Genomic DNA, 26,684 nt, shown 5'->3' with positions numbered 1-26,684 from the left:
TTTCATGGCCACAAACGGCGCGCAGCCCCATCGCACGGCACCCGGGCAGAACGGCAAGGCCTACGAGTTCATCGACCACAAGTTCGACGTCGTCGTCGTGGGCGCGGGCGGCGCGGGGCTTCGCGCCACGCTGGGCGCCGCGCAGGCTGGCCTGAAGACGGCCTGTATCACCAAGGTCTTCCCCACGCGCTCGCACACCGTCGCCGCGCAAGGGGGCGTCGCCGCCTCGCTCGGCAATATGGGCGAGGACAACTGGCGCTGGCACATGTACGACACCGTGAAGGGGTCGGACTGGCTGGGGGATCAGGACGCCATCGAATATCTGGTGCGCGAGGCGCCGGCCGCCGTCTACGAGCTGGAGCATTTCGGCGTTCCGTTCTCGCGCACGACGGATGGGCGCATCTACCAGCGGCCCTTCGGCGGCATGACCACCGATTTCGGCAACGGCCCGCCGGCCCAGCGCACCTGCGCGGCGGCGGACCGCACCGGCCACGCCATCCTGCACACGCTCTACGGCCAGTCGCTGCGCTACTCGTCCGAGTTCTTCATCGAGTATTTCGCCATCGACCTCATCATGGACGAGGAAGGCGCCTGCCGGGGCGTCGTCGCCATCAACATGGATGACGGCTCGATCCACCGCTTCCAGGCCAAGAAGACCATCCTGGCCACCGGCGGCTATGGCCGCGCCTATTTCTCCGCCACCTCGGCGCATACCTGCACGGGCGACGGCAACGCCATGGTGCTGCGTGCCGGGCTGCCGCTCCAGGACATGGAGTTCGTGCAGTTCCATCCCACCGGCATCTACGGCGCGGGCTGCCTGATCACCGAGGGCGCGCGCGGCGAGGGCGGATATCTGACCAATTCGGAAGGCGAGCGCTTCATGGAGCGCTACGCGCCCTCGGCCAAGGACCTTGCCTCGCGCGACGTGGTCTCGCGCTCCATGACGATGGAGATCCGCGAGGGGCGGGGCGTGGGCAAGAACAAGGACCACATCTTCCTGCATCTCGACCATCTGGACCCCAAGATCCTGCACGAGCGCCTGCCGGGCATCTCGGAAAGCGCCAAGATCTTCGCGGGCGTGGACGTGACGAAGGAGCCGATCCCGGTCCTGCCGACCGTGCACTACAACATGGGCGGCATCCCGACGAACTATCACGGGGAGGTACTGACCAAGAAGAACGGCGACGCCGACACGGTGGTGCCGGGCCTGATGGCGGTGGGCGAGGCGGCCTGCGTTTCCGTGCACGGGGCCAATCGCCTCGGCTCCAACTCGCTGATCGACCTCGTGGTGTTCGGCCGCGCCGCCGCGCTGCGCTGCGCCGAGACGGTTTCCACGGCCGAGGGCCATGCACCGCTGCCGGCCGATGCGGGGCAGAACTCGCTCGCCCGGCTCGACCGCTTCCGCTACGCCAAGGGCGGCACGCCCACCGCGCGCCTGCGCGACCGGATGCAGCAGACCATGCAGTCGAACTGCGCCGTTTTCCGAACCGGCGAGGTGCTGGAGGAGGGCCACCACAAGATCCACGAGGTGTGGAACGCCTCCGACGACGTGAGCGTCACCGACCGCTCGCTGGTCTGGAACACCGACCTCATCGAGACGCTGGAATATGACAATCTCATCATCCAGGCCGTGGTGACGATGGATTCGGCCGTGGCGCGCAAGGAATCGCGGGGCGCCCATGCCCGCGAGGACTATCCCGACCGGGACGACGTGAACTGGATGAAGCACACGCTCGCCTTCTGCGACACGGGCGCCAAGACGATCTCGCTGGACGACCGGCCGGTGCACACCTACACGCTGTCCAACGAGATCGAGTATATCGAGCCCAAGAAGCGCGTGTACTGATCGATCTGGGTGCCGAATGGCGACGGGGGCGCCGCTTTGCGGATGGTGAGTCGAAAGGGGCGGGGCGTGATCGGCCGCCTTCGCGCAGCGCGCTTCGCCCTCAAGCGGCGGCTGCGGCTCACCGACCGCCCCACTTTCGTGGCCTATACGGGCTTCGTGGAGGGCGGCTGCATCCGGCTCAAGGGCCGGGTGCTGGAGGATGAGGGCGTTTTCGACGCCCCGCACTCCAATTCCGCCATCCGCAATCTCTGGCTCACCTTCAAGCGCTACGAGACCGACGAGATCGTGGGGGCCAAGGTGTCCTGGGACGTGGTGGGCCAGACCGGCAGCGTCGTCAGCGGGGAGGACGGCTATTTCGAGATCGGGATCGAGGGCATCGAGCCGCCGCCCGGCTCCGGTCCCTGGCTGCCGGTGCAGTTGAAGCTGGAAACCGCGCGCCACTACGAATTCGAGCCCAAATACGCGGAAGGGGCGGTGCGCCTCGTCTCGCCGCGCGCGCGATTCGGCATCATCTCGGATATCGACGACACGATCATCCACACCGGCGCGTTCAAGATGCTGCGCCACTGGCGCATCGTCACAGCCAATTCGCCGGAGGCCCGCACCGCCTTTCCGGGGGTCTCGCACTTCTACCGCGCCCTGTGCGAGGGGGCGGACGGGCCGCAGACCAACCCGATCTTCTACGTCTCCTCCAGCCCATGGAACCTGTTCGACATCTTCGAGCGCTTCATGGCCTTGAAGGGCATTCCGCGCGGGCCGATGCTGCTGCGCAACCTGTCCGAGGACGCGATGGGCTGGCTGATGCGCCGCCACCACGGCCACAAGGACCGGATGATCGACCGTCTGATGGAGGCCTATCCGCATCTGAACTTCGTGCTGATCGGCGATTCGGGGCAGCGGGATTCCAGCGTCTACGCCCAGGCGGTGGAGCGGCATAAGGGGCGGGTCGTGGCCGTGCACATCCACGATGTGCGCCCGGGCGAGGCCCCGAGCCAGGTGGAGGCGGACCTGGAGCGAATCGAGGCGGCGGGCGTGCCGACGACCCTCGGGCGCACGCTCAGCGAGGCGGCCAGGCTCGCCGAACGACTGGGCCTTGCCGCTTCCGGCACCCTGGAAGCGGTGGAGGCGGAGATCGCCGCCGAGGACGACAAGTCGAAGCGCTTCGGTCGCTTTCCCGTGATCGTGCAACCGTGATGGCCGGGCACGCGGCCTACAATCGTTTGAAGAGCGCCTTGGCGCCATCGGCTTGTTGCGCCGCCCGCTCTTTCGTGTTTAGCCCCATTCCAAACTGCATGTGACGTCCGGAAGACAAGATCATGGTCGAACTCGCCCTTCCCAAGAACTCGCGGATCACAGACGGCAAGATCTGGCCGAAGCCGGAAGGCGCGACGAATGTGCGCGAGTTCGGCATCTATCGCTGGTCGCCGGACGACGATCTCAACCCGCGTGTCGACACCTATTATGTCGATCTCGACGATTGCGGGCCGATGGTCCTCGACGCGCTGTTGTGGATCAAGAACAATGTCGATCCGACGCTGACGCTGCGCCGCTCCTGCCGCGAGGGCATCTGCGGCTCCTGCGCCATGAATATCGACGGCGCCAACACGCTGGCCTGCACCAAGGGCATGGATGAGGTGGCTGGAGCGGTGAAGGTCTACCCGCTGCCGCACATGCCCGTCATCAAGGACCTGGTGCCGGACCTGACCGTGCCCTACGCGCAGCTCCGCTCCATCGAGCCCTGGCTCCAGACGGAGACGCCGGAGCCTGAGAAGGAATGGCGCCAGAGCCATTCGGACCGCGAGAAGCTGGACGGGCTCTACGAGTGCATCCTGTGCTTCTGCTGCCAGACCTCCTGCCCCTCCTATTGGTGGAACGGGGAGCGTTATCTCGGCCCCGCCGTGCTGTTGCAGGCCTATCGCTGGCTGATCGATTCGCGCGACGAGGCGACCGGTGACCGGCTGGACCATCTGGAAGACCCCTTCCGCCTCTATCGCTGCCACACGATCATGAACTGCACGCAGACCTGCCCGAAGGGTCTCAATCCGGCGAAGGCCATCGCTGAGATCAAGAAGATGATGGTCGAGCGCCGGGTCTGAGCGGTCTGCCGCGCGGGTTGGAACCAACATGCCCGATAATGGGCGTGGGCGAGGTGCTTTTGTCTTGCCGCAGGCTTAATCCGGGTTCATGCTTCGGGCACGCTTCGTTCTCCTGAAGGATTGGCGACCATGCGCCCGGCATTCGTCGCGGCTTTCGCCGCATCTGCTCTTCTCGCCGCCGCGAAAACGGCCGGCGCGGCGGGGGCGCTCGCGCAGGCCGTTTTCGCGGGCGGTTGCTTCTGGTCGGTCGAAAAGCGGTTCGACGAGGTGCCCGGAGTGGTGGGGACCGTCTCCGGCTTTTCCGGCGGCAGTGTCGAAAATCCCAGCTATCGCCAGGTGATCGGCGGCGGCACCGGGCATCTGGAAGCCGTTCAGGTCACATATGATCCCGGGCGCGTCAGCTACGGGGAGCTCCTGGACGCCTACTGGCATTCCATCGACCCGACCGATGCCTCCGGGCAGTTCTGCGACAAGGGCCCGCAATACCGGACGGCGATCTTCGTCTCCGACGAGTCGCAGCGCCGGGTGGCCGAGGCTTCCGCCGGGCAGGCGGCGGCCGAACTCGGCCAGCCGCTCGCCACCGAGATTCGATCCGCCAGCGCCTTCTTTCCGGCGGAAGTGGAACACCAGGACTTCCATGTCCGAAGCCCGCTCCGCTATGAAGCCTACCGGATCGGCTGCGGGCGCGATGCCGCCCTGGCGCGCGTCTGGGGCGGGCGGGCGCAACCGGCCGGCTAGGATCCTGTCTTTCAACCTCGTCTGGAGTGGATGCCCAAGCAGGCGATCGCCCCGACGGTTCTCCTCCCTCGCGTCCTTGAGGATGGTCCGATGAGAAGCCGTATCTTCTCCGTTTTCCTGTCCGTGGTCCTGCTTGCGCTTCTCGTCTCCGGCCCCTCTCTCGCGCAGGACGAATGGGTGGTGCGCTCCAGCTCCCAATCGGTCCCCGACACCGTGGCGCGGCTGGAGCAGGCCATCGAGCGCTCCGGCTCGCGTGTGCTCGCGGTCTTCGACCACGAGGCAGCGGCGCAGGAGATCGACTATGTGCTTGCGCCCACGACCGTCGTCGTCTTCGCCCAGCCGAAGGCCTCCCTGCCGTTGATCGAGGCCAATCGCCGCCTGGCGATCGAGATGCCGCAGAAGATTCTCGTCTGGGAGGAGGACGGCACCACCTATGTCGGCTACGTTTCGCCCTTCTCCATGGTCGGGCGCTACGCCCTCGACCCCGCCCAGCCGGAAATCGAGGCACTGCGCTCCTCGCTGGACGCGCTGGTCTCGGCCGCCCTCTCGCGCCCCGAGCGCCGTTCGGGAATCGCCGAAGCGCAATAGCGCGGAACAAGCGGGGGCCTTTGCCATTCTTCGCAAAAGCGTTGGCCGCGAGGGCCGGTGCGCTTTGTCACGAAATTGCGCAAGGGACTGCTGAAACATGGCCAAGAAGAGCGACGTCACGCTTCACCCGACCAGAAACACGATGAGCGAGAACACGCGCGGCGCCATGGTCGGCCTTCTGCAGAAGCACCTGGGCACCGCCATCGACGTGACCTATGCGGCCAAGCAGGCGCACTGGAACGTCAAGGGGATGAACTTCATCGCCGTGCACAAGCTGTTCGACGAGCTGCACGAGAAGGCCGAGGGATATGTGGACGAGATTGCAGAGCGCCTCACGGCCCTCGGCGGACAGGCCGTCGGCACCGTGCAGGGCGCATCGGCCAACACGATCCTGGAGCCCTATCCGACCGATCTCGTCGATTCGGAAGGCCACCTCAAGCGCCTTGCCGACCATTACGCCAACTGGGGCGCGGCGATTCGCGAGGGCATCAGCGAAGCCGACGATGCCGGCGACGACCTGACGGCCGACCTCCTCACCGGGGTCGGGCGCGGGGTGGAGGAGGCGCTGTATTTCCTGGAGAGCCACTTCCAGAGCAAGTGAGCCCTTCCGCGAACAAAAAGGGGCGGCCTGTCGAGGGCCGCCCCTTTTTGTTGGTGCCGCGAAAAAGGTCAGCCGATGGTCTGGCCGGTCTTCTTCCAATCGGCCAGGAAGGTGTCGAGGCCCTTGTCGGTCAGCGGGTGCTTGACCAGCGCCTTCAGCGTGGCCGGGGGTACGGTGGCCACGTCCGCACCGATGAGGGCTGCCTCACGCACATGGTTCAGCGTGCGGACCGAGGCGGCGAGGATTTCGGTCTCGAAATCGTAATTGTCGTAGATGCGGCGGATGTCGGCGATCAGCCCCATGCCATCGAGATTGATGTCGTCGAGGCGGCCGATGAAGGGCGAGATATAGGTCGCGCCGGCCTTGGCCGCGAGCAGCGCCTGCACTGCCGAGAAGCAGAGCGTGACATTGGTCTTGAACCCGTCATCCGTCAGGTGCTTGCAGGCCTTCAGGCCGTCCAGCGTCAGCGGCAGCTTGATGACGACGTTCTCGGCGATCTCGGCGAGCAGCCGGCCCTCGCGCAGCATCTCGTCCGCCTCCAGCGCCGTCACCTCGGCGGAGACCGGGCCGGGCGTCACCTCGCAGATATCCTTGATGATCTCCTTCATCGGCCGGCCGGCCTTGGAGACGAGCGTGGGATTGGTGGTGACGCCGTCGATCAGCCCGGCTTCCTCGAGCTCCTTGATCTCGGCGATGTCGGCCGTGTCGACGAAGAATTTCATGCCGTCCTCCTGAAGCGGGCCGGCCCCTAACCGAGGCGGCCGGCGGTGTGAATGAAACGGGCCCCGGGGGCTTTCGCGGGACCCTTCGCGCGGGGCATAGCATCCGGCGGGGCCCGGCTCCAACACCGGGCGGGGGTCTTGGCCGGAAATCTGGCGAAGCCGCCCTTGTTATCTCCCATATAGGGAGGCGCCGGCCGATTGCCGTAAAAACTGTCGGAGACGACGATCCCGTTGACTGAGAGACCCCAATCCAAGCCCACGGCTTCTTCCACTTCCGGCGTGGTGCCGGTGATGGTGCCGCTGCCGGCCGACAGGGCCTATTCCTACGGCGTGCCGGAGGGGATGGTCGTGCGGCCGGGCTCCATCGTGGCCGTTCCGCTCGGGCCCCGCCTCGTGGCGGGGGTCGTGTGGGACGGAGCGGGGGAGGGTGTGAACCCGGCCAAGCTGCGCCCGCTGGCCCATGTCTTCGACTGCCCGCCGCTGCCCGAGCCGATGCGCCGCTTCGTGGAGTGGGTGGCGCGCTACACGCTTTCGCCGCCGGGGCTGGTGGCGCGCATGGTGCTGCGCACGCCGGTTGCCTTCGACCCCGAGCCGATGATGGACGCGCTGCGCTTCACCGGCACCGCACCCGAGCGCATGACGGCCGCGCGCGAGCGGGTTCTGGCCGTGGCCGGCGAGGCGCCCGCCTGGACGCGCTCCGGCCTTGCCCACGCGGCGGGCGTGACGGCCTCCGTGGTGGACGGCCTCACCAAGGCTGGCGTGTTCGAAACCGTCTCCCTGCCGCCGTTGCCCGTCGTTCCCGAGCCGGACACGGGCTATGCGCGGGCCGAGCTTTCGCCGGATCAGGCGCAGGCCGCTTCCCGTCTGGTCGAGCGCGTGGAAAAGGGCGGGTTTTCCGCCACGCTCCTCGAGGGTGTCACCGGGTCGGGCAAGACGGAGGTCTATTTCGAGGCGGTGGCGCGGGCGCTGGAAAGGGGGGGGCAGGTGCTCATTCTATTGCCCGAGATCGCGCTGACGCAGAGCTTCATCGACCGCTTTCATGCGCGATTCGGCGCCGAGCCGGCGCAGTGGCACTCCGATGTCGCGCCGCGCACGCGCGAGCGTGTCTGGCGGCAGGTGATGGAGGGCCGTGTGCGGGTTGTGGCGGGTGCGCGTTCGGCGCTGTTCCTGCCGTTTCGCGACCTTGGCCTCGTCATCGTCGACGAGGAGCACGACCCGGCCTACAAGCAGGAGGATCGAACCTTCTACCACGCCCGCGACATGGCCGTGGTGCGCGCGCGGTTTGCCGCCTGTCCCGTCGTGCTCGCCTCCGCCACACCCTCGCTGGAAAGCCGCGTCAACGCCGCGAAGGGGCGATACGGCCATGTGCGCCTCGCCTCGCGCTTCGAGGATGCGGCGCTGCCGGACCTGAGGCTCGTCGACATGCGGCGCCATCCGCCCGCGCGGGGGCAGTTCGTCTCGCCGGTTCTGCGCACCGCCATCGAGGAGACGCTGGGCAAGGGCCAGCAGGCGCTGCTCTTCCTCAATCGCCGGGGCTACGCGCCGCTGACGCTGTGCCGCGTCTGCGGCCATCGCTTCCAGTGCCCGCAATGCTCCACCTGGCTGGTGGACCACCGTCTGCGCGGCGCGCTCCAGTGCCATCATTGCGGCCATGCCGAGCGGCGGCCGGAGGCCTGCCCCGAATGCGGCACGCTGGACCATCTCGTGCCCTGCGGGCCGGGGGTGGAGCGAATCGCCGAGGAAATGCTCGGCGCCTTCCCCCAGGCCCGCACCATCCTCCTTTCCTCCGACCTGCCGGGCGGCGCGCGGCGGTTGCGGCGGGAGCTGGACGCGGTGGCCGATGGCGAGGCGGACATCGTCATCGGCACGCAGCTCGTCGCCAAGGGGCATCATTTCCCGCTGATGACGCTGGTGGGGGCGGTGGACGCGGATCTCGGCCTCGCCAATGGCGACCCGCGCGCCGCCGAGCGCACCTTCCAGCTCCTGCACCAGGTGACGGGCCGCGCGGGCCGCACGGGGCTGAAGAGCCGGGGGCTGATCCAGACCTTCCAGCCGGAGCATCCGGTGATGCAGGCCATCGCCTCGGGCGACGCGGAGATCTTCTACGAGCGCGAGACGGCCGAGCGCGAGCGCGCCGGCCTGCCGCCCTTCGGGCGTCTGGCGGCGATCATCGTTTCGGCGGCGGACCGCCGGCAGGCGGAGGAGCATGGGCGGGCGCTGCGCGCCAACGCGCCCGAGGGTTTCGGCATCGAGCTGCTGGGCCCGGCCGAGGCGCCGCTCTCGCTCCTGCGAGGGCGCTGGCGCTTCCGGCTACTGGCGCAAGGGACCCGGCAGGCACGGCTGCAGGACTTCCTGAGGGCGCTGATCATCGCCGCGCCACGCCCCAGGGGCTCCGTGCAGGTGCAGATCGACGTCGACCCGCAAAGCTTCCTGTGAGGAGTTCAGCCCCGCGCGAGGCGGCGGGCGGATGCTGCGCGCCGAGAATCACCGGGGCCTGCGAACACCGATGCCGTTTTCCCTGCCGATCCATCAGGCCGACTGGCTACCCTTCCTGGCGGCGGCCTTCACCGTCCTGATCGGGCTTGCGGCGCTGTTCGCACCGCGCCTGCTCCTGGCCGTCCTGCGGCTCGACACGGCGCCCGCGCACCCGGAGGCGGTGGCGGAGGTGCGCGGCACGCTGGCCGGCTTCTGGCTCGGCACGGGGCTCGTCACGCTGCTCTTCTACGACCAGCCCTTCGTCCAGATGGCGCTGGGCGCGGCCTGGGCCTTCACCGGATTCGGGCGGCTGGCCTCGATCCTGAGCGATGCCGGGGCGACGGTTCCCAACTGGCTTCTGCTGGCACTCAACCTCCTTCTGGCAGCGATGTGCCTTGCTCCGGTCTTCGGCTACGTTTCCTGAAGGGTGGGGCGGCCCTGCCGGGGCGCGAAAAACGAGTCGAAACTGGGGCACGCTCGCGGTTGTCGTGCCCGGATCGCTATGCTAGACGGCAAGCGATCGGCGTGGCGGACGCCTGTTCCGGCCTGTCTGCCTCAATTTCAAGGATCGTTCGAAACGTCCTTGCGCCCCTTGTCGAGGGGCGCGTGGCGGGAGCGAACGCGAAGGCGAAGAGAAGCGGTCGTCCGTGGCAAAATCATCCTCTCCGGTATCCGGAGTCGCAGAACGCTACGCCCAGTCCCTGTTCGAGCTCGCGCGCGACGAGGGGTCGGTGGATTCCACCGAATCCGAGTTGAACGCCTTTCGTGACCTGATCGAGGAAAATGCCGACTTCCGGCGTCTCGTGGAAAGCCCCGCCTTCACCTCCCACGAGCAGCTTGCCGCCGTGTCGGCCATCGTGGCGGAGGTCAAGCCTTCGCCGCTGGTCGGCAACTTCCTGAAGGTCGTCGCCTCCAATCGCCGCCTCTTCGCACTCGCCGGCATCGCAGAGGGGTTCCGGGCCATGGCCGCCGCCCATCGCGGCGAGGCCGAGGCCGAGGTGGTGAGTGCTCATCCCCTGACCGAGGAGCAGCGCGGCGAACTTCGCGATGCGCTCGGCAGCTATTCCGGCAAGACAATCTCGCTGCGCGAGAGCGTCGATCCCGCGATCCTGGGCGGCCTCGTCGTCCGCATCGGCTCGCGGCAGGTCGACACGTCCCTGCGCTCCAAACTCAATTCGCTTAAGCTCGCTCTGAAAGAGGTCGGCTGATGGATATCCGCGCCGCGGAAATTTCCGCAATCCTCAAGAACCAGATCAAGAATTTCGGCGCCGAGGCGGAAGTCTCGGAAGTCGGCACGGTTCTTTCCGTCGGTGACGGCATCGCCCGCGTCTACGGTCTCGACCAGTGCCAGGCCGGTGAGATGGTCGAGTTCCCCGGCGGCGTGCGCGGCATGGCGCTGAACCTCGAATCCGACAATGTCGGCATCGTGGTCTTCGGCTCGGATCGCGATATCAAGGAAGGCGACACCGTGCGCCGCACCGGCGCCATCGTGGACGTGCCGGTCGGCAAGGGCCTGCTCGGCCGCGTGGTCGACGGGCTTGGCAACCCGATCGACGGCAAGGGTCCGATCGAGGGTGTCGAGCGCCGCCGCGTGGACGTGAAGGCCCCTGGCATCATCCCGCGCAAGTCGGTGCACGAGCCGATGGCAACGGGGCTGAAGGCCGTCGATGCGCTGATCCCGATCGGTCGCGGCCAGCGCGAGCTGGTCATCGGCGACCGCCAGACCGGCAAGACCGCCATCCTGCTCGACACGTTCCTGAACCAGAAGCCGGCGCACGACGCGGGCAACGAGAAGGACCGGCTCTACTGCATCTACGTGGCCATCGGCCAGAAGCGCTCCACGGTCGCGCAGTTCGTGCGCACGCTGGAGGAGCGCGGCGCGCTGGAATATTCCATCGTCGTGGCCGCCACCGCTTCGGACCCGGCGCCGATGCAGTACATCGCGCCCTTCGCGGGCTGCGCCATGGGCGAGTATTTCCGCGACAACGGCATGCATGCCGTGATTGGCTATGACGACCTGTCCAAGCAGGCCGTCTCCTACCGCCAGATGTCGCTGCTGCTGCGCCGCCCGCCTGGCCGCGAGGCCTATCCCGGCGACGTCTTCTACCTGCATTCGCGCCTTCTGGAGCGCGCGGCCAAGCTCAACGACGAGATGGGCGCCGGTTCGCTGACCGCCCTTCCGGTCATCGAGACGCAGGCCAACGACGTGTCGGCCTACATTCCGACCAATGTGATCTCGATCACCGACGGCCAGATCTTCCTGGAGACCAATCTGTTCTACCAGGGCATTCGCCCCGCCGTGAACGTCGGCCTCTCGGTCTCCCGCGTCGGCTCGGCCGCGCAGATCAAGGCGATGAAGCAGGTGGCCGGCTCCATCAAGGGCGAGCTTGCGCAGTATCGCGAGATGGCCGCCTTCGCGCAGTTCGGCTCCGATCTCGATGCCGCCACGCAGCGTCTCCTCAACCGCGGCGCGCGCCTGACCGAGCTTCTCAAGCAGCCGCAGTTCTCGCCGCTGAAGACCGAGGAGCAGGTCGCGGTGATCTTCGCGGGCACGCAGGGCTATCTCGACAAGCTGAAGATTTCCGATGTGGGCCGCTTCGAACAGGGCCTCCTGACCTCGCTGCGCGGCGAGCACAAGGAAATCCTTTCCACGATCGCCGCCGAGAAGCAGCTTTCGGACGACACGCGCTCCAAGCTCAAGGCGGCGATCGACCAGTTCGCCAAGTCCTTCTCGTAACGCCCAGTAAAAGCGGGAGAAGCGCCCTCCGATGGCTTCGCTCAAGGATCTGCGCAATCGCATCGCTTCGGTGAAGGCGACGCAGAAGATCACCAAGGCCATGCAGATGGTCGCGGCTGCCAAGCTGCGCCGGGCCCAGGATGCGGCGGAAGCGGCGCGGCCCTATGCCGAGCGCATGGCATCCGTTCTCGCCAATATCTCGGGCGCGATGGAGGACGGCGAGGCGCCGGCCCTGATGGCCGGCACCGGCAAGGACGACGTGCACCTGCTCGTCGTCTTCACAGCAGATCGCGGCTTGTGCGGAGGCTTCAACAGTCAGATCGCGCGTCTGGCGCGCGAGCATGTGCGCCGGCTCGAAGGGCAGGGCAAGACGGTGAAGATCATCACCGTCGGCAAGAAGGGCTACGACCTTCTGCGCCGCGACTTCGGCTCACGCGTCATCGAGCGGATGGACTTCCGCGACTCCAAGACGATCGGCTTCTCCAACGCCGAGACCGTCGCCGACAAGGTGATGGAGCTCTTTGCGGCGGGCGAGTTCGACGTGGCGACGATCTTCTATTCCCGCTTCGTGAACGTCATCACGCAGAAGCCCACGGCCCAGCAGATCATTCCCGCCGTCGTGGGCGGGGAAGATGCGGCGGCGGCCGAGGCAACGGCGGGTGGTGCGCTCTACGAGTACGAGCCCGGGCCGGAGGCGATCCTCGAAGAGATCCTGCCGCGCAACATCAAGGTACAGGTGTTCCGGGCTCTTCTGGAGAACGGCGCATCGGAGCAGGGCGCCCGGATGAGCGCCATGGACAACGCCACGCGCAACGCCGGCGACATGATCAACCGGCTGTCGGTGTCCTACAACCGGCAGCGCCAGGCTCAGATCACCACGGAGCTGGTGGAGATCATTTCGGGCGCCGAGGCGCTCTGACCTTTACGGGGGCGGGCTTGCCCGCCGCCGAACGACAACAAAGGGCGACGTGAGGCCGCATGGCCGAACGGCGCCGGACAGACGCTTCTAGAGGAGGCCTTCGATGGCTGAGACAATGGATACGAGCGGCTCCACGGGCCGGGTCGCGCAGGTCATCGGCGCCGTCGTGGACGTCGAGTTCGACGGCGATCTGCCGGCGATCCTGAACGCGCTCGAGACCGACAACAACGGCAACCGCCTCGTTCTCGAGGTGGCGCAGCATCTCGGCGAGAACACGGTTCGCACCATCGCCATGGACCTGACCGAGGGCCTGGTGCGCGGCCAGCCGGTGCGCGATACCGGCGCACCGATCCAGGTTCCTGTCGGCGACGGCACGCTCGGGCGCATCATGAACGTGATCGGCGAGCCGATCGACGAGGTCGGCCCGATCTCCTTCGAGTCGAAGCGTTCGATCCACCAGGAGGCGCCGCCCTACGTCGACCAGAACCCGGAAAGCCAGATTCTCGTCACCGGCATCAAGGTCATCGATCTCCTCGCGCCTTATGCGCGCGGCGGCAAGGTGGGCTTGTTCGGGGGCGCCGGCGTTGGCAAGACGGTGCTGATCCAGGAGCTGATCAACAACGTGGCCAAGGCGCATGGCGGCTATTCGGTGTTCGCCGGTGTCGGTGAGCGCACCCGCGAGGGGAACGATCTCTATCACGAGATGATCGAGTCCGGCGTCAACAAGGACCCGCACGAGAACGGCGGTTCGACCGCCGGGTCCAAGGCCGCGCTCGTTTACGGCCAGATGAACGAGCCGCCGGGTGCCCGCGCCCGCGTCGCGCTGACGGGCCTGACCATCGCGGAGAACTTCCGCGACCAGGGGCAGGACGTGCTCTTCTTCGTCGACAACATCTTCCGCTTCACGCAAGCGGGCGCCGAGGTGTCCGCACTGCTCGGCCGCATTCCCTCGGCGGTGGGCTACCAGCCGACGCTGGCGACCGATATGGGCGCCATGCAGGAGCGCATCACCACGACCCACAAGGGCTCGATCACTTCGGTGCAGGCGATTTACGTGCCCGCCGACGATCTGACCGATCCGGCGCCGGCGACCTCCTTCGCCCATCTCGACGCGCGCACGGTTCTCAACCGCGCGATCTCCGAGAAGGGCATCTACCCGGCGGTCGATCCGCTGGATTCGACCTCGCGCATGCTCTCGCCGCTGATCGTCGGCGAGGAGCACTACAATGTCGCGAACCAGGTCCAGCAGATCCTCCAGCGCTACAAGTCGCTTCAGGACATCATCGCCATTCTCGGCATGGACGAGCTGTCGGAAGAGGACAAGCTGACGGTGGCGCGTGCCCGCAAGGTCGAGCGCTTCCTCTCCCAGCCCTTCTTCGTCGCCGAGGTGTTCACCGGCTCGCCCGGCCAGCTCGTGCCGCTGGAAGACACGATCCGCTCCTTCAAGGGCCTCGTGGAAGGCGAATACGACCATCTGCCGGAGGCGGCCTTCTACATGGTCGGTTCGATCGACATGGCGGTCGAGAAGGCCCAGAAGATGGCGGCTGAAGCGGCCTGAGGCATGGCTGAAGGCGCGCTTCGGATCGAAGGCGCCGCCAACGAGGCGTATCCGTGGTCGGGAAAACCGATCTTGGCGGGTATGCCGACACTCTACAGGCAGGCGGTGGTCGGGATATGCAATTCCGGCTGCCGCAAGTTCGAGAAAGCGGCCCATCATCTCGAGGCCGCGCTTTCAAGGCAGGCGACACGTGGCTGACAGTTTCAAGTTCGAACTCGTTTCTCCCGAGCGGCTGCTTCTGTCCGAGCGGGCGACGGCCGTCATCGCGCCGGGCACCGAAGGCTATTTCACCGTCATGGCGCAGCATGCGCCGTTGATGGCGACACTCAAGCCGGGCATCGTTCGCGCCACGCTGGAGGGCGGGGCGGAGCGGCGGATCTTCATTCAGGGCGGCTTCGCGGACATCAACCCGGACGGTTTCACCCTTCTGGCCGAGCATGCGACCCCGGTCGAAGACCTCGATACGGCCGAACTGGACAAGCAGATCCAGAACGCGCGCGAGGATGTGGCGGATGCCGGGAGCGCAGAGGTGAAAGCCCGCGCGGAGAAGCGCCTAGGCGATCTTCAGAACGCCCGCGAGGCGATCAACGGCTGATATCGCCGGTTCGGCGCTTGATCATCGGGGCTGGCGCTGATGCACCGGCCCCCTTTTCGTTTCGAGCCTGTCTCGACGATCCCACCGTCACGCCTCGCCGGAAATGTTCAGGTGCGTTCCAAGTGCCGGAACTCGGCGATGACGCGTTCATAGACCGATCGCTTGAAGGGCACGACGAGGTCGAGCACCTCGTCCATCGTCTTCCAGCCCCATTCCTCGAATTCGGCCTCATGGCCGCCGGGCGGCGGGGAGATCGCGATCTCGCTCTCGGGGCCGGTGAGGCGGAAGGCGAACCATTTCTGCGTCTGGCCCCTGTAGCGGCCCTTCAGGGCAACGCCCACGAGTTCGGGCGGCAGATCGTAGTCGATCCAGCCACGCGTCTCGGCCAGAAGCTCCACGGAGCGCATCCCCGTTTCCTCGTAAAGCTCCCGCCGGGCGGCGGGCAGGGGGGCCTCCCCCTCGTCGATCCCACCCTGCGGCATCTGCCAGAGCTTGAGGGCGCCGTCCATTTCACCCTTGGGCACGACAAGACGCTTGCCGACCCAGACGAGCCCGTCAACGTTCAGCACCATGATGCCGACGCAGGGGCGGTATGGCAGGTTGTTGAAGTCGATCGGATCGGTCATGGGCTTTGAGTTCCGGGAGAGTGAGGCTTCGGGCGAGGCATTGGAGAGCTAGCGCCCATATCTCGGCGGCATCGTGCTCCTGACGACGGCCAGAGAAGGATGGCACAACACCTGTCCAGGGTTCATGACAGCCTGTAGGCGCCTGGCCGGGCGCTGGCAACCGGCTCAGCGCGTCTCGGGGTCGTGAGCGAGGGCCGAGACGGGGACGATCTCGATGCCGCGCGCCTGTGCCTCGCCGGCCCAGGCGGCGATCGTCTCCACGGAAACGTCGAACGCGCTGGCAAAGCCGATGGCGGTGCCTTGCGCCCGCGCGGAGCGCTCCAGCCTGTCGAGCTCGGCGCGGATGGCCTGGGGGTCGCGCGTCGCGTCGAGGGTCTGTTCGGCGGTGGCGAAGGGTACGCGGCTCGCCATGGCGACATCGCGGGCGATGGATCGCGCGGAGGAGCCGTCATCCACATAGAGAAGGCCGCGCCGGCCGAGTTCCCCCAGCAGGTTTTCCATCGCCGGCGCTTCTGCCGTCAGCCGCGCGCCCATGAAGTTCATCACCCCGACATAGTTGGTCATGCGCGCCAGCGCCTTGTGAAGGTTCTCGAAGTCGCCTGCGGCAGCATCGGCTGCGGTCAGCGTGCCGGGACCGGGCGACACGTTGGGATAGCCGAAGGGTTCCATCGGCGCCTGAAGCAGAAGCTCGTGGCCGTTCCGTCGCGCCTCCTGCATCCAGCGGTCAAGGCTGTTGCCGGAGGCGGCGAAGGCGAGCGTGACGCCTTGCGGCAGAAGCCGGAGGGCGGCCTGCGTGCCAGTCTGGCTGATACCGAGGCCGCCGACCACCAGCGCGACCCGCGTCCCGCGACCGGCGGCGGACGCGCCTGCATAGACGTCGAGCGGCCGGCGCCCGTCGGCCGAGCGGCGAGGCAGCATACCGTAGGCAGAGAATTCCAGCAGCGCCTGATCGGGCAAATGCGCCATGCGCGCCGGCTGGCGCAGGGAGCCCGGTTCGAAGACGCGGATCGAGCCGGTATAGGCTTCGTCCACGGCGAAGGGCGAGACTTCCACGACACTGACGCCCGCGTCTCCATTCATGCGCGTGATGGTGGGCCCGCGTGGCGCCGAAGAGCCGGCAGGCGGGGCGTCGGGCTGCGGCAGCGCGGCAGAGGGCGCTGCGGCAGGCTCGGGAAACCGGTTGTCGCGGAGAGCGACGGCGGTGGATGCAGCCAGGAGGCAAAGCCCCGCGACGCCGATCGCCAGACGCGAGAGACCGGCCGAGACCGCGCGGGGGCGCGCCCGTCCCGAATGCTGGCCCAGCGGTCGATGCAGATCGTGCGTCATGGCTTCTGATAGCGTGCGGGGCTGGCTTCTGGCTGACAGCGGCCCCTTCGAATCAGGCGGTGCGCAACTCCTCGGGCGAGGGGCCGAAGACGAGCACCCGCGTATCGGCCGCACTCATCGGGCGGCCGAGATGGAAGCCCTGCACGGCGTCGCAGCCCAGCTCGCGCAAGAGCGTCATCTGGCCTTCGGTCTCCACCCCCTCGGCGATGGTGGGCACCCCCAGGTCCCGCCCCATCTGCGTGATGGCGCGCAGGACCGCCATGGCCGCGCCATCGGTGGGCGCCGCTTCCAGGAAGCTCCGGTCGATCTTGATCCGGTCGAGGTTGAAGTCGCACAAATGGGTGAGCGAGGAGTAGCCCGTGCCGAAATCATCCATGGCGATGCGCACGCCCAGCGTGCGCAGCCCCGAGAGCTTGGCCGCGATCATGGCTCCGTCCTTCACCATGGCCGTCTCGGTCAGTTCGATCTCGAGCCTTTCCGGCGCAAGGCCCGTCTCGGCCAGAATGCGTGCGACACTGGCCATGAAGGCGTTGTAGTGAAGCTGCACGGGCGAGACATTGACCGCCACATGCAGGGTGGGTGGCAGGCTGGCCGCGTGGCGGCAGGCCTGCCGCAAAACCCATTCGCCGATCTCGATGATCGCGCCGGTCTCCTCGGCCAGCGGAATGAAGTCTGCCGGAGAGATCGCGCCGTGCTCGCGGCTGTCCCAGCGCAGGAGCGCCTCGAACCCCATGAGCTGCCCGTCCGCCAGATGGTAGAGCGGCTGGTAGAGCAGGTGGAATTCCTCGGCGGCCAGCGCGCGGGACAAGGCCGATTCCAGCATCCGGCGCCTGATGGCCTCCTCGTGCATTCCCGGCTCATAGCGCTGCGCCTGGCTGCGGCCGCGCGCCTTGGCACGGTAGAGCGCAAGATCCGCCTGCTGGAGGAGGGCGGCCTCCTCCCGAGAACGGTCGCTCGAGGTGATGCCGATGCTCGCGCCGATCATCAGCACGTGCTTTCCCACGCTCAGGGGTTGGCTGAGGATGGCGATCAGGCTCTCCGCAAGCCGCTCGGCGCTGTCCTCGTCCCCCGCGTGCAGGACGGCCAGCTCGTCGCCCCCCAGCCGCGCCACGAAGTCCTCCACGCCCGTCGCTTCGCGCAGGCGCCGCGCCACCTCGACGAGAAGATCGTCGCCGACCGCGTGGCCCAGCGTGTCGTTGACCTGCTTGAACCGGTCGAGGTCGATCATCAGGAGCGAGACGGTGCCGTCGCCGGCGAGAATGCCGGTCAGGCGATCCTGAAAGGTGCGCCGGTTCGGCAGCCCCGTCAGCGCGTCGTGGAACGCCATATGGGCAACCTGCCGCTGCACGCTCCGTTCCGTGGTCACGTCGTCATAGGTGAAGACCGCGCCGCCGCCGCCCAATGGCTTGCACGCGATCTTCAGGATGCGCCCGTCGCGCAGCGCGTGCTCCGTGACGGTCGCCTCGGTCGCGCTCATCCAGTGTTCGTAATTGGCAACAACGCCGGCCTCCCAGCGCGGGCTCCAGCGCAACTGGACACCCATGCGCCGCACATAGTCGCGCCAGGGCAGGCCGATATCGTCCTTGAAGCGACGAAGGTTGAGGAACTCGAGCATCCGCTCGTTCACAATGCGGATTCGGCCGTCTTCATCGACCAGCATCAGGCCGTTCGACATGTTGTGAAGTGCGGTGGACAGGAGGCGCATGTCAGTGCGGCGGTTGGCTTCGATGCGCGTGGCCGAGGCCAGCCACATGAAGGCGCCCAGGAAGAAGACGCTGACGACGCTGAGGATGACGATACCGAGTGTGGTCGGATCGACCGCATTGCGCAGAGGGACGACGCTGACGATCCTGGCGTGGGCCAAGGAGGTGAAATGCACGCTGCAAACGGCGGCGACGAAGAGGGCGGCGGCGATCGTCCTGCCGGGGAGCGAGCGTGGCACGCCAAGCGCCGCCGCCATCAACAGGGCGCTGACGGTCAGGGCAAGAATCACGCCGTCCGGCGCATGCTCGATGACACAGCCGCGCAGGGCGGCCATGCCGGCGAAGTGCATGGCGCCGGTGCCCAGCCCCGCGACGGCCCCCAGCGCGATGCGCAGGAAGCGCCGGCTCGTACAGCCGCTCAGCGCGACGGGCATACCCACGAAGACAACGCCGATGAGCGCCGATCCTGCCGTCACCCAGCCATCGAAGCCGAAAAGCAGGTCTGGCCGGTAGCCGAGCATGGCGATGAAATGCGTCGTCCAGACGCCGAGGCCGGCCGTTGTGGCGACCAGTGCCATCCAGCCAATGCGCGCCCAGCCCGACAGCTTCCGCGTTCGGGGCAAGAGCACGAAGAGCAGCCACGCCGAGACGATGCCGACGCCGACCGCCGCCAGCACGAAGCCCGCGGAATGCGTGGTGGCAAGAGCAAGGAGAAGCGGCGCCATGATGTAAGCTTAGGGCCCAAGACGTTCACGTCGCGTGAACAGATGGCGCCGGAAGAGCGCAGCCACGAACTTTGCCTGTTTCTTCGCGCGGCAGGCATGTTCAGGCCGTTGGACTTGTTGCCGGCGCTTCCGATCCATCGCTCACCGAAAAGCTGCCGTGAGCGATGCCCAACGAAAAGCCCGCCATATCAAACGATATGGCGGGCTCGAATGACCAGCGAAGCGGAGGCCGTTCAGTTGGCGGCCGAGGTCTCCTGGCTCGGCGGGAATGCGGCGTGGGTCTGGGTGCCGCGCAGCAGGCCGAGGGCGTACTGAAGCTGCAGGTCGTCCGCCATCTCGGGCGGAACGTAGTCGAGCGAGCCGGAGCCTTCCTCGCTCTCTTCCGCGCCCTGGATGTGGCCACGCAGCGAGGATTCGCCACGGCGTGCCGCCAGATCCTCGGCCGTGATCCCCATCTGCTCCATGATCTCGGGCGGCAACGGCTGTTCCACGGCGATGTCCGGGTCGATGCCGCGGCCCTGGATGGAACTGCCGGAGGGCGTGTAGTAGAGCGCCGTCGTCAGGCGCAGGGCGCCGTTCGAGCCGAGCGGGATGATGGTCTGGACCGAGCCCTTGCCGAAGGAGCGCGAGCCGACGACCGTGGCGCGGCGCTGGTCCTGCAAGGCGCCGGCGACGATCTCGGAGGCCGAGGCCGAGCCGCCGTTGATCAGCACGACCAGCGGCTTGCCGTCGATCTCGTCCCCGGTGCGGGCGTTGTAGCGGCGCGTCTCGTCGGCGTTGCGGCCGCGCGTGGAGACGATCTCGCCGTTCTCAAGGAAGGCGTCGGAGACGCTGACCGCCTCGTCCAGGAGGCCGCCGGGGTTGCGGCGCATGTCGAGCACGTAGCCCTTCAGGTCGTCGCCCGCCTGCTCCTTGATGTCGGCGATGGCGGCTTCGAGGCCGACCGTCGTCTGCTCGTTGAAGCGCATGAGCTTGATGTAGCCGATATCGGCCTCCAGCGAATGGCGCACGGAAGGCACGCGGATTTCGGCCCGCTCGATGGTGAGGCGCACGGGCTGGGCCGCGCCTTCGCGGATGATGGTGAGGTCCACCGAGGTGCCGATGTCGCCCTTCATGCGCTCCACCGCCTCGGAGAGGGTCAGGCCGCGCACCTGCTCGCCGTCGATCTCGGCGATGAGATCGTTGGCCAGCACGCCGGCCTGGTCGGCGGGGGTGCCGTCGAAGGGGGAGATGACCTTGACGAGCTCGTTCTCCATCGTGACCTCGATGCCGAGGCCGCCGAACTGGCCGCGCGTTTCCGTGCGCATGTCCGCCGTTTGCTCGGCGTTCATGTAGGAGGAGTGCGGATCAAGGGAGGTGAGCATCCCGTTGATCGCGGTCTCGATCAGCTTCTTGTCGTCCGGCTGGTCGACATACTGGGCGCGCACGCGCTCGAACACGTCGCCGAAGATCGCGAGCTGCCGGTAGGTATCGGTGCCGGCGGCATTGGCCACCCCGGAAGGCGATCCGACGAAGGCGGTCATCGCCGTGGCGCCCATCAGGGCTCCGGCGAAGAGTATCGAGATCTTACGAATCATTCCTCGTCCTTCCAGATGGTCCCTCGGCCCACCAGGGGGCCGGATCGACCGGTTTGCCGTCCTTGCGGAATTCGACATAGAGCGAGGGTTCGGTCGAAGGCATGTCGGCGGCTCCGGCACTGGCCAGGCGCCGCGCGCCCATTATTCCGACCGGCTCCCCGGCAAGCACGAACTGTCCCGCATCGACATCGATTTCCCGCATGCCCGCCAGAACGATATGATAGCCATCGCCGGCATTCAGGATCAAGAGTTGTCCATAGGAACGAAACGGTCCCGAGTATAAAACATGTCCGTCCGCCGGGGCGGTGACGAGATCGCCGGCACGGGCCGCGAAGACCATGCCGGTGGTCCGCCGCCCGAAACCGTCATCCTCGCCGAAGGCTCGCCTCGCTTCGCCCGCGACGGGAGTCGAGAGAATCCCCTTCAATGTCGAAAATGGGGCCGAGACGTCGAGACGCGCCATTTCACGGCGAAGTGACGCCACGTCGTAGGTCTCGCCCGCCGGGCCGGCGGGCTCCTCTCGCGCGGCCGCTCGCGTCTCGTCCTCGCCATCGGCGGGGGGGAGGCCGGTGTTCGAGAGCCGCGTGCCTTCCTCCAGGCCCCGCATCGCCTCTGCCGCCTGCCGCGAGCGCTCTTCCAGTTGCCGCAGCCTCTCGGCCTCGGCCATGCGGTGCGCCTCCTCCTCTGCCGCCTGGGCCTGCGCAAGGTCGCGCTCGAGCGTGAGGATGAGGTCTTCCAGCGTGGCAGCTTCTCCCGCCAGTTCGGCGGTTCGCCGGTTGGCCTGGGCCAGCGCCAGCCGGCTGTCGGCCTCCAGCCGCTCCTTTTCCTTCGAGAGGCGCAGGAGCCGCGTCTCCTCCTCCCGCTGGCGGGCGAGGCTCGCGGCAAAGCGCGTCTTCTGCTCCTCGATCTCGCCCTTCAGGGAAGCCAGCTCCGTCAGGTCGGCCATCAGCGCCTCGGTCTCCTCCCGCATGGAGGGCACGACGGCACCCAGGAGAATGGCGCTGCGCACCGAGCCGAGGGCGTCGTTGGGGCGCACCAGGATCGCCGGCGGCGGGGCGCGGCCCATGCGCTGAAGGGCCGCGAGAACCTCCGCCAGAGTGCCTCGCCGCTCATGAAGGGATGCGCGCAAGTCGTTCTCGCGCAGGGTGAGGGCGGACATCTGCGTTTCCACGCGGGAAATCTCGACGGCGGTCTCCTGCTGGGCGGCGGCGGCGGTGATCATCGCTTCGCGCACGGCGGCAAGGTCCTCGCCGATCGCGGCGATCTCGCCTTCCAGCCGCTCGCTGGTCTCGCGCGTCAGGGACACCTGCGAGCCGATGCGTTCCAGCTCCGCCCGCGTCGCCTCGCGCGCCGCCGCGATCGCGGCCGAGCGCGGGGCGTCCCGCAGGGCGGCGTCGGGCTCCGGGGTCTCGACGGCGGCAGCGGGCAGGTGCGGCGTGAGGGCGAGCAACAGGACCAGCACGGCCATTCGCAGGCGGTGCTTGCCTTTTTTGTCCCTGTCCCGCCTAGCCTTCAACTGCTCCGCCTTCGATATCGTCGCCGGTGCTCCAACCTTAAGGGCATCTTCTTAAGGTTGGATCAACTATCCAACGAGAATGTCATGCGGTGCGTTGCGCGGAGCTTGGGTGTTCGTCGCCGGGCCCGCGCGCCGGGCTCTCGGAGACCGTTCGAGACTTCGGGCAGGTCGGTCCTGCGGGTCTTTTCCACTGCGGCCGCGTCACCGATCCTCGCCGATGCCGCCGGCATCGACTGCGCTCGGCTCCTCGCGGACGACGAAAAATCCCTCGCGGGCCCTCTGCTGCCGAAGTCTCAAAGGGTCTTTCAGGCCCGATGGTAGGGATGGCCGGAGAGGATGGTGCAGGTGCGGTAGAGCTGCTCCGCCAGAAGGATGCGCACGATCTGGTGAGGCCAGGTCATCCGGCCGAAGGAGAGGACGAAGGAAGCTCTCGCGGCAAGGTCGCTCGCCAGCCCGTCCGGCCCGCCGATGACAAGCACCAGGTCGCGCCGCCCCTCGTCGCGAAGTGCGGCCAGGCGGTGCGCGAACTCGTGCGAGCCCTCGGTCCGGCCGGTCTCGTCGAGCAGGATGATGGCCGCCTTCTCCGGCAGGGCCGCGACAAGGCGCCCGGCCTCGTCACGCTTGCGCTCCTCGCTGGAAGCGGCGCGCGATTCGGGAAGCTCCACGACGCCGGCCCATTCGAGGCCCAGCGGCGGGCCGCTCCTGGCCAGCCGGTCCAGATAACGCGCCACGAGGTCGCGCTCCGGCCCGGCCTTCATGCGGCCGACGGCCGCGACGGTCAGCCGCATGTCATGCCCGGTCCCGTCCCGTTCAGTGGACGGTCGCGTCGCTCTTGTCGCCCAGGCTCCACATCTTCTCGATATTGTAGAAGGAGCGGACTTCCGGCCGGAAGATGTGGACGATGATGTCGCCGGTGTCGATCAGCACCCAGTCGCCATTCTGCAGGCCCTCGACCTTGGCGGAGCCGAAGCCGGCCTCCTTCAGGTCGCGCAGGAGATGGTCGGCGACGGCGCTGACGTGGCGATGCGAGCGCCCGGAGGCGATCACCATATTGTCGGCAAGAGCGGATTTTCCGATCAGGTCGATGGCGACGACATCCTCGGCCTTGGAATCCTCCAGGCTGGAGAGGACGCGGTCGATGGCGCTGGCGCCGACGCTTCGCTCGCCGGCGGGCGCTTCGGAAGGCGTGTCGAAGACGGCCTTCGGTTCTGGCGCAGGTCTCAGTGTGTCCATTCCTTCTTTGAGGCGGATGCCGCGCGGGAATTACTTTTTCCGCGCCAGTAAAGTGGCAGCTATCGCCGAGTTTTTCAAGTCGCCGGCCGAAGCGCGGTGGAGGACAAGGGCGAGCGGGGCCCGTGCAGGAACACCCAGGCCGGCGGGGGGAGGGAGGGCAGGAGGGCGGCGCGCTCCTCCCGCAGGCGGTGGCGCGCGAAGGCGCGTGCCATCGGCGCGTGGAGGGGGGAGAGCGTGCCGCCCGGCCGGTCCACCACGCAGATCGGCAGCGTGCGCGCGATGCGCGGCCAGTGCCGCCAGTGGTGGAAGCCTGCCAGGCTGTCGGCGCCCATGATCCAGACGAAGGAGACGCCGGGGCGCAGCGCCAGCACCATCTCCAGCGTATCGGCGGTGTAGGTGCGCCCGTGGCGCGCCTCGAAGGCGGTGACGAGGATGCGCGGGTCGCGTGTCAACGCGCGCGAGGCGGCGATGCGCTCGGCCAGCGGGCGCAGCGCGTCCCGATCCTTCAGCGGGTTGCCGGGCGTGACCATCCACCACACCCGGTCGAGCGAGAGGCGGCGCAGGGCCGTCTGCGCCACCAGGAGGTGCCCCGCATGGGCCGGATTGAACGACCCGCCGAAAAGGCCGATGCGCATCCCCGGCTCGGCATGGGGAATGCGAAGATCGGCGGCTGGAACGCTGCTCGTCACGGACGGAACTGGCCGGTGCCGCGAACCCGGTAGTTGAAGCTCGTCAGTTGCTCCACGCCCACCGGCCCGCGCGCGTGCATCTTGCCCGTGGCGATGCCGATCTCGCCGCCGAAGCCGAACTCCCCGCCATCGGCGAACTGGGTGGAGGCGTTGTGCAGGAGGATGGCCGAATCGATCCCGTTCAGGAAGCGCTCGGCCGTGGCCGCGTCCGCGGTGACGATGGCCTCGGTGTGGTGGGAGGAGTAACGCGCGATATGCGCGATGGCGCCCTCCACGCCGTCCACCAGCGCGACGGAGATGATGGCGTCGAGATATTCGGTGCGGAAGTCCTCCTCGCCGGCCGGGACGGCGGCCGGATAAAGCGCGCGCACCTCGTCCGTGCCCCGCACCTCGCAGCCGGCGGCGGCCAGCGCTTCGAGAACGGGGCGAAGATGCGTGCCGGCCACGGCGCGGTCCACCAGCAGCGTCTCGGCCGAGCCGCAGATGCCGGTGCGGCGCATCTTGGCGTTCACCGCGATGTCGCGGGCCATGGCAAGGTCTGCGGCCCTGTCGATATACAGATGGCAGAGCCCTTCGAGATGGGCGAAGACGGGGACGCGCGCCTCGCGCTGCACCCGCGCCACCAGGCTCTTGCCGCCGCGCGGCACAATGACGTCCACCGCGCCGGACAGGCCCTTGAGCATCTCGCCCACCGCCGCGCGGTCGGGCACGGGCACGAGCTGGATGGCATCCTCGGGAAGCCCGGCCTGCCGCAGCCCTTCCTGCAGCGCGCCGTGGATGGCGGCGGAGGAGGCGAGCGAATCCGAGCCGCCGCGCAGGATCACCGCATTGCCGGCCTTGAGGCACAGCGCGCCGGCATCGGCGGTGACGTTCGGGCGGCTCTCATAGATCACGCCGATGACGCCGAGCGGCGTGCGCACGCGGGCGATCTCCAGCCCGTTCGGCCGCGTCCAGCGGTCCATCACCGCGCCCACCGGGTCCGGCAGGGTGGCAACGTCGCGCAGGGCCTGCGCGATGGCCGCGACGCGATCGGCATCCAGCGTCAGGCGGTCGAGGAAGGAGGCAGCCATACCGGCGTCGCGAGCGCGGGCAAGGTCGTCGCTGTTGGCGGCCAGAATGTCCGGCGCCCGCGCCTCCACGGCCGAGGCCATGGCGAAGAGCGCGGCGTTCTTCTCGTCTGTCGTGGCGCCGGCGAGGCGGCGGGCGGCGGCTTTGGCACGGCGCCCGATACCGTCCATCAGCGTCTCGATGGAATCGGCGATCAAGGTTCCGTCAGGCATGGTCCATGTCCTTTTCGCTCTCGCGGCCGAGGCTTGTGACGAGGTCGTCGCGGTGGATCATCGCGGCGCGGGGCGCATGGCCGAGCACCGGCTCGATGGCGGAGGAGCGCAGGCCCGCTATGGCGCGCGCCTCGCCGCAATCATAGGCCACCAGACCGCGCGCGACCTCGGCGCCCGCCTCGTCCAGCACGAGGATAGTGTCGCCGCGCGAGAACTCGCCCTCCACGGCGGTCACGCCGGCCGGCAGAAGGCTGCGACCTTGCTTCAGCGCGCGCACCGCGCCCGCATCCACGGTGAGGCGGCCGGCGGCGTTCAGATGTCCGGCGATCCAGCGCTTGCGCGAGGTGACGGGGTTGGCCGCCGGCGAGAACAGCGTCGCCCGCTCGCCCCGCTCGATGGCCGAAAGCGGGTTCATCCGGTCGCCGGCCGTCACGATCATCGCCGCGCCGGCGGCGGTCGCGATCTTGCCCGCGTCGATCTTGGTCTTCATGCCCCCGCGCGACAGGAGCGAGGCCGCGCCGCCGGCCATCGCCTCGATCTCGGGCGTGATGGCGGGCACGTGCGGGATATGGCGCGCGTTCGGGTCGCTGGCGGGCGGGGCGGTGTAGAGCCCGTCGATGTCGGAGAGCAACACGAGAAGGTCGGCGGACATCATGGTCGCCACGCGCGCGGCGAGGCGGTCGTTGTCGCCGTAGCGGATTTCGCTCGTCGCCACCGTGTCGTTCTCGTTGATGACGGGCACCGCGCCGAGAGACAGGAGCGTGCCGATGGTGGCGCGGGCATTGAGGTATCGCCGCCGCTCCTCCGTATCGCCGAGGGTGAGAAGGATCTGCCCCGTCTCCAGTCCGTGGCCGCCGAGCGATTCGGAATAGGCGCGCGAAAGCGCGATCTGCCCCACCGCGGCGGCGGCCTGGCTCTCCTCCAGCCGCAAGGCGCGGCGCGGCAGCTTCAGGATGCTGCGGCCGAGCGCGATGGCCCCGGAGGAGACGAGCAGGATCTCCCGCCCCCCGGCCGAAAGGCGGGCCACGTCGTCGCCCAGCGAGGCGAGCCATTCGCGCCGAAGCCCCGTCGCCGGATCGACGAGCAGCGCCGAGCCGATCTTGACGACGATGCGCTTGTGGCCGGCCAGCATGT

The 26,684-nt window shown here is 68.0% G+C and carries 25 protein-coding genes; 14 read left to right on the top strand and 11 right to left on the bottom strand.

The window, feature by feature from the left end:
• Positions 1 to 4 precede the first annotated feature (4 nt).
• The 6 genes from sdhA (at position 5) to dps (ending at position 5,869) form a co-directional block, all read left to right on the top strand.
• Positions 5 to 1,846, top strand: coding sequence for a succinate dehydrogenase flavoprotein subunit (sdhA, locus tag J7654_RS17630; RefSeq protein WP_209737132.1), 1,842 nt, complete (start codon positions 5 to 7; stop codon positions 1,844 to 1,846).
• A 66-nt stretch (positions 1,847 to 1,912) separates the two neighbouring features.
• Positions 1,913 to 3,040, top strand: a complete 1,128-nt coding sequence (locus J7654_RS17625) for an App1 family protein phosphatidate phosphatase (protein WP_209737131.1) — start codon at positions 1,913 to 1,915, stop codon at positions 3,038 to 3,040.
• Positions 3,041 to 3,162: 122 nt separating this feature from the next.
• Complete coding sequence (locus J7654_RS17620) at positions 3,163 to 3,942, top strand: succinate dehydrogenase iron-sulfur subunit (RefSeq protein ID WP_209737130.1); 780 nt, start codon at positions 3,163 to 3,165, stop codon at positions 3,940 to 3,942.
• A 129-nt stretch (positions 3,943 to 4,071) separates the two neighbouring features.
• Entirely contained in the window at positions 4,072 to 4,680 is a 609-nt protein-coding gene (msrA, locus tag J7654_RS17615; protein WP_209737129.1) for a peptide-methionine (S)-S-oxide reductase MsrA, read from the top strand.
• Positions 4,681 to 4,770: 90 nt separating this feature from the next.
• Complete coding sequence (locus tag J7654_RS17610) at positions 4,771 to 5,268, top strand: DUF302 domain-containing protein (RefSeq protein WP_209737128.1); 498 nt, start codon at positions 4,771 to 4,773, stop codon at positions 5,266 to 5,268.
• 97 nt (positions 5,269 to 5,365) lie between these two features.
• Complete coding sequence (gene dps / locus J7654_RS17605; protein ID WP_209737127.1) at positions 5,366 to 5,869, top strand: DNA starvation/stationary phase protection protein Dps; 504 nt, start codon at positions 5,366 to 5,368, stop codon at positions 5,867 to 5,869.
• Positions 5,870 to 5,937: 68 nt separating this feature from the next.
• Here dps and fsa read toward each other — a convergent pair whose 3' ends face one another.
• Positions 5,938 to 6,591: a fructose-6-phosphate aldolase gene (gene fsa, locus J7654_RS17600; RefSeq protein ID WP_209737126.1), complete on the bottom strand. Its 654-nt coding sequence runs from the start codon at positions 6,589 to 6,591 to the stop codon at positions 5,938 to 5,940.
• Positions 6,592 to 6,882: 291 nt separating this feature from the next.
• Between fsa and J7654_RS17595 the strand changes: the two genes are divergently transcribed.
• The 8 genes from J7654_RS17595 to J7654_RS17560 all read left to right on the top strand — a co-directional run bounded on the left by J7654_RS17595 (position 6,883) and on the right by J7654_RS17560 (position 14,875).
• Positions 6,883 to 9,027, top strand: coding sequence for a primosomal protein N' (locus J7654_RS17595; protein WP_209740692.1), 2,145 nt, complete (start codon positions 6,883 to 6,885; stop codon positions 9,025 to 9,027).
• Between the two features lie 31 nt (positions 9,028 to 9,058).
• The gene (locus tag J7654_RS17590; RefSeq protein ID WP_245195561.1) at positions 9,059 to 9,490 is read left to right on the top strand and encodes an AGROH133_08824 family phage infection protein; all 432 of its coding nucleotides are present in this window, start codon (positions 9,059 to 9,061) and stop codon (positions 9,488 to 9,490) included.
• A 223-nt stretch (positions 9,491 to 9,713) separates the two neighbouring features.
• On the top strand, positions 9,714 to 10,274 hold the full coding sequence (locus J7654_RS17585; RefSeq protein WP_209737125.1) for a F0F1 ATP synthase subunit delta: 561 nt from the start codon (positions 9,714 to 9,716) through the stop codon (positions 10,272 to 10,274).
• Positions 10,274 to 11,803, top strand: coding sequence for a F0F1 ATP synthase subunit alpha (atpA, locus tag J7654_RS17580; RefSeq protein ID WP_209737124.1), 1,530 nt, complete (start codon positions 10,274 to 10,276; stop codon positions 11,801 to 11,803). The genes J7654_RS17585 and atpA overlap by 1 nt, the downstream gene beginning before the upstream one ends.
• A gap of 31 nt (positions 11,804 to 11,834) precedes the next feature.
• Positions 11,835 to 12,722 (top strand): F0F1 ATP synthase subunit gamma, encoded by an 888-nt coding sequence (locus tag J7654_RS17575; RefSeq protein WP_209737123.1) that lies wholly within the window; start codon positions 11,835 to 11,837, stop codon positions 12,720 to 12,722.
• Between the two features lie 103 nt (positions 12,723 to 12,825).
• Positions 12,826 to 14,280 carry a F0F1 ATP synthase subunit beta gene (atpD, locus tag J7654_RS17570; protein WP_209737122.1) on the top strand — a complete coding sequence of 485 codons (1,455 nt, stop codon included), beginning with the start codon at positions 12,826 to 12,828 and terminating at the stop codon, positions 14,278 to 14,280.
• Positions 14,281 to 14,283: 3 nt separating this feature from the next.
• On the top strand, positions 14,284 to 14,478 hold the full coding sequence (locus J7654_RS17565) for a glutathione S-transferase (protein WP_209737121.1): 195 nt from the start codon (positions 14,284 to 14,286) through the stop codon (positions 14,476 to 14,478).
• Positions 14,471 to 14,875, top strand: a complete 405-nt coding sequence (locus J7654_RS17560; protein ID WP_209737120.1) for a F0F1 ATP synthase subunit epsilon — start codon at positions 14,471 to 14,473, stop codon at positions 14,873 to 14,875. The genes J7654_RS17565 and J7654_RS17560 overlap by 8 nt, the downstream gene beginning before the upstream one ends.
• 107 nt (positions 14,876 to 14,982) lie before the next feature.
• On the opposite strand, the gene J7654_RS17555 is transcribed toward J7654_RS17560, so the two are convergent.
• The 10 genes from J7654_RS17555 to proB all read right to left on the bottom strand — a co-directional run bounded on the left by J7654_RS17555 (position 14,983) and on the right by proB (position 26,682).
• Complete coding sequence (locus J7654_RS17555) at positions 14,983 to 15,501, bottom strand: RNA pyrophosphohydrolase (protein ID WP_209737119.1); 519 nt, start codon at positions 15,499 to 15,501, stop codon at positions 14,983 to 14,985.
• 165 nt (positions 15,502 to 15,666) lie between these two features.
• Positions 15,667 to 16,827, bottom strand: coding sequence for a divergent polysaccharide deacetylase family protein (locus tag J7654_RS17550; RefSeq protein WP_209737118.1), 1,161 nt, complete (start codon positions 16,825 to 16,827; stop codon positions 15,667 to 15,669).
• Positions 16,828 to 16,879: 52 nt separating this feature from the next.
• Positions 16,880 to 19,255: a bifunctional diguanylate cyclase/phosphodiesterase gene (locus tag J7654_RS17545; RefSeq protein WP_209737117.1), complete on the bottom strand. Its 2,376-nt coding sequence runs from the start codon at positions 19,253 to 19,255 to the stop codon at positions 16,880 to 16,882.
• A gap of 233 nt (positions 19,256 to 19,488) precedes the next feature.
• Positions 19,489 to 20,832, bottom strand: a complete 1,344-nt coding sequence (locus tag J7654_RS17540) for a S41 family peptidase (RefSeq protein ID WP_209737116.1) — start codon at positions 20,830 to 20,832, stop codon at positions 19,489 to 19,491.
• Entirely contained in the window at positions 20,822 to 22,300 is a 1,479-nt protein-coding gene (locus J7654_RS17535; protein WP_209737115.1) for a murein hydrolase activator EnvC family protein, read from the bottom strand. The genes J7654_RS17540 and J7654_RS17535 overlap by 11 nt, the downstream gene beginning before the upstream one ends.
• A gap of 353 nt (positions 22,301 to 22,653) precedes the next feature.
• A complete protein-coding gene (gene rlmH / locus J7654_RS17530) occupies positions 22,654 to 23,136 on the bottom strand; it encodes a 23S rRNA (pseudouridine(1915)-N(3))-methyltransferase RlmH (protein ID WP_209737114.1) in 483 nt (160 codons plus the stop codon).
• A gap of 22 nt (positions 23,137 to 23,158) precedes the next feature.
• Positions 23,159 to 23,581, bottom strand: coding sequence for a ribosome silencing factor (rsfS, locus tag J7654_RS17525; RefSeq protein ID WP_209737113.1), 423 nt, complete (start codon positions 23,579 to 23,581; stop codon positions 23,159 to 23,161).
• Between the two features lie 74 nt (positions 23,582 to 23,655).
• The gene (locus tag J7654_RS17520; protein ID WP_245195794.1) at positions 23,656 to 24,216 is read right to left on the bottom strand and encodes a nicotinate-nucleotide adenylyltransferase; all 561 of its coding nucleotides are present in this window, start codon (positions 24,214 to 24,216) and stop codon (positions 23,656 to 23,658) included.
• A gap of 50 nt (positions 24,217 to 24,266) precedes the next feature.
• Entirely contained in the window at positions 24,267 to 25,550 is a 1,284-nt protein-coding gene (locus tag J7654_RS17515; RefSeq protein ID WP_209737112.1) for a glutamate-5-semialdehyde dehydrogenase, read from the bottom strand.
• Entirely contained in the window at positions 25,543 to 26,682 is a 1,140-nt protein-coding gene (proB, locus tag J7654_RS17510) for a glutamate 5-kinase (protein WP_209740686.1), read from the bottom strand. Before proB ends, J7654_RS17515 begins: the two co-directional genes overlap by 8 nt.
• Between the last annotated feature and the right edge of the window lie 2 nt (positions 26,683 to 26,684).

Origin of the sequence: Aureimonas populi, from assembly GCF_017815515.1 — a bacterium.
Lineage (GTDB): Bacteria > Pseudomonadota > Alphaproteobacteria > Rhizobiales > Rhizobiaceae > Aureimonas > Aureimonas populi.
The sequence above is the reverse complement of the archived record's forward strand: the minus strand, read 5'-3'. Positions and strand labels throughout refer to the sequence as shown.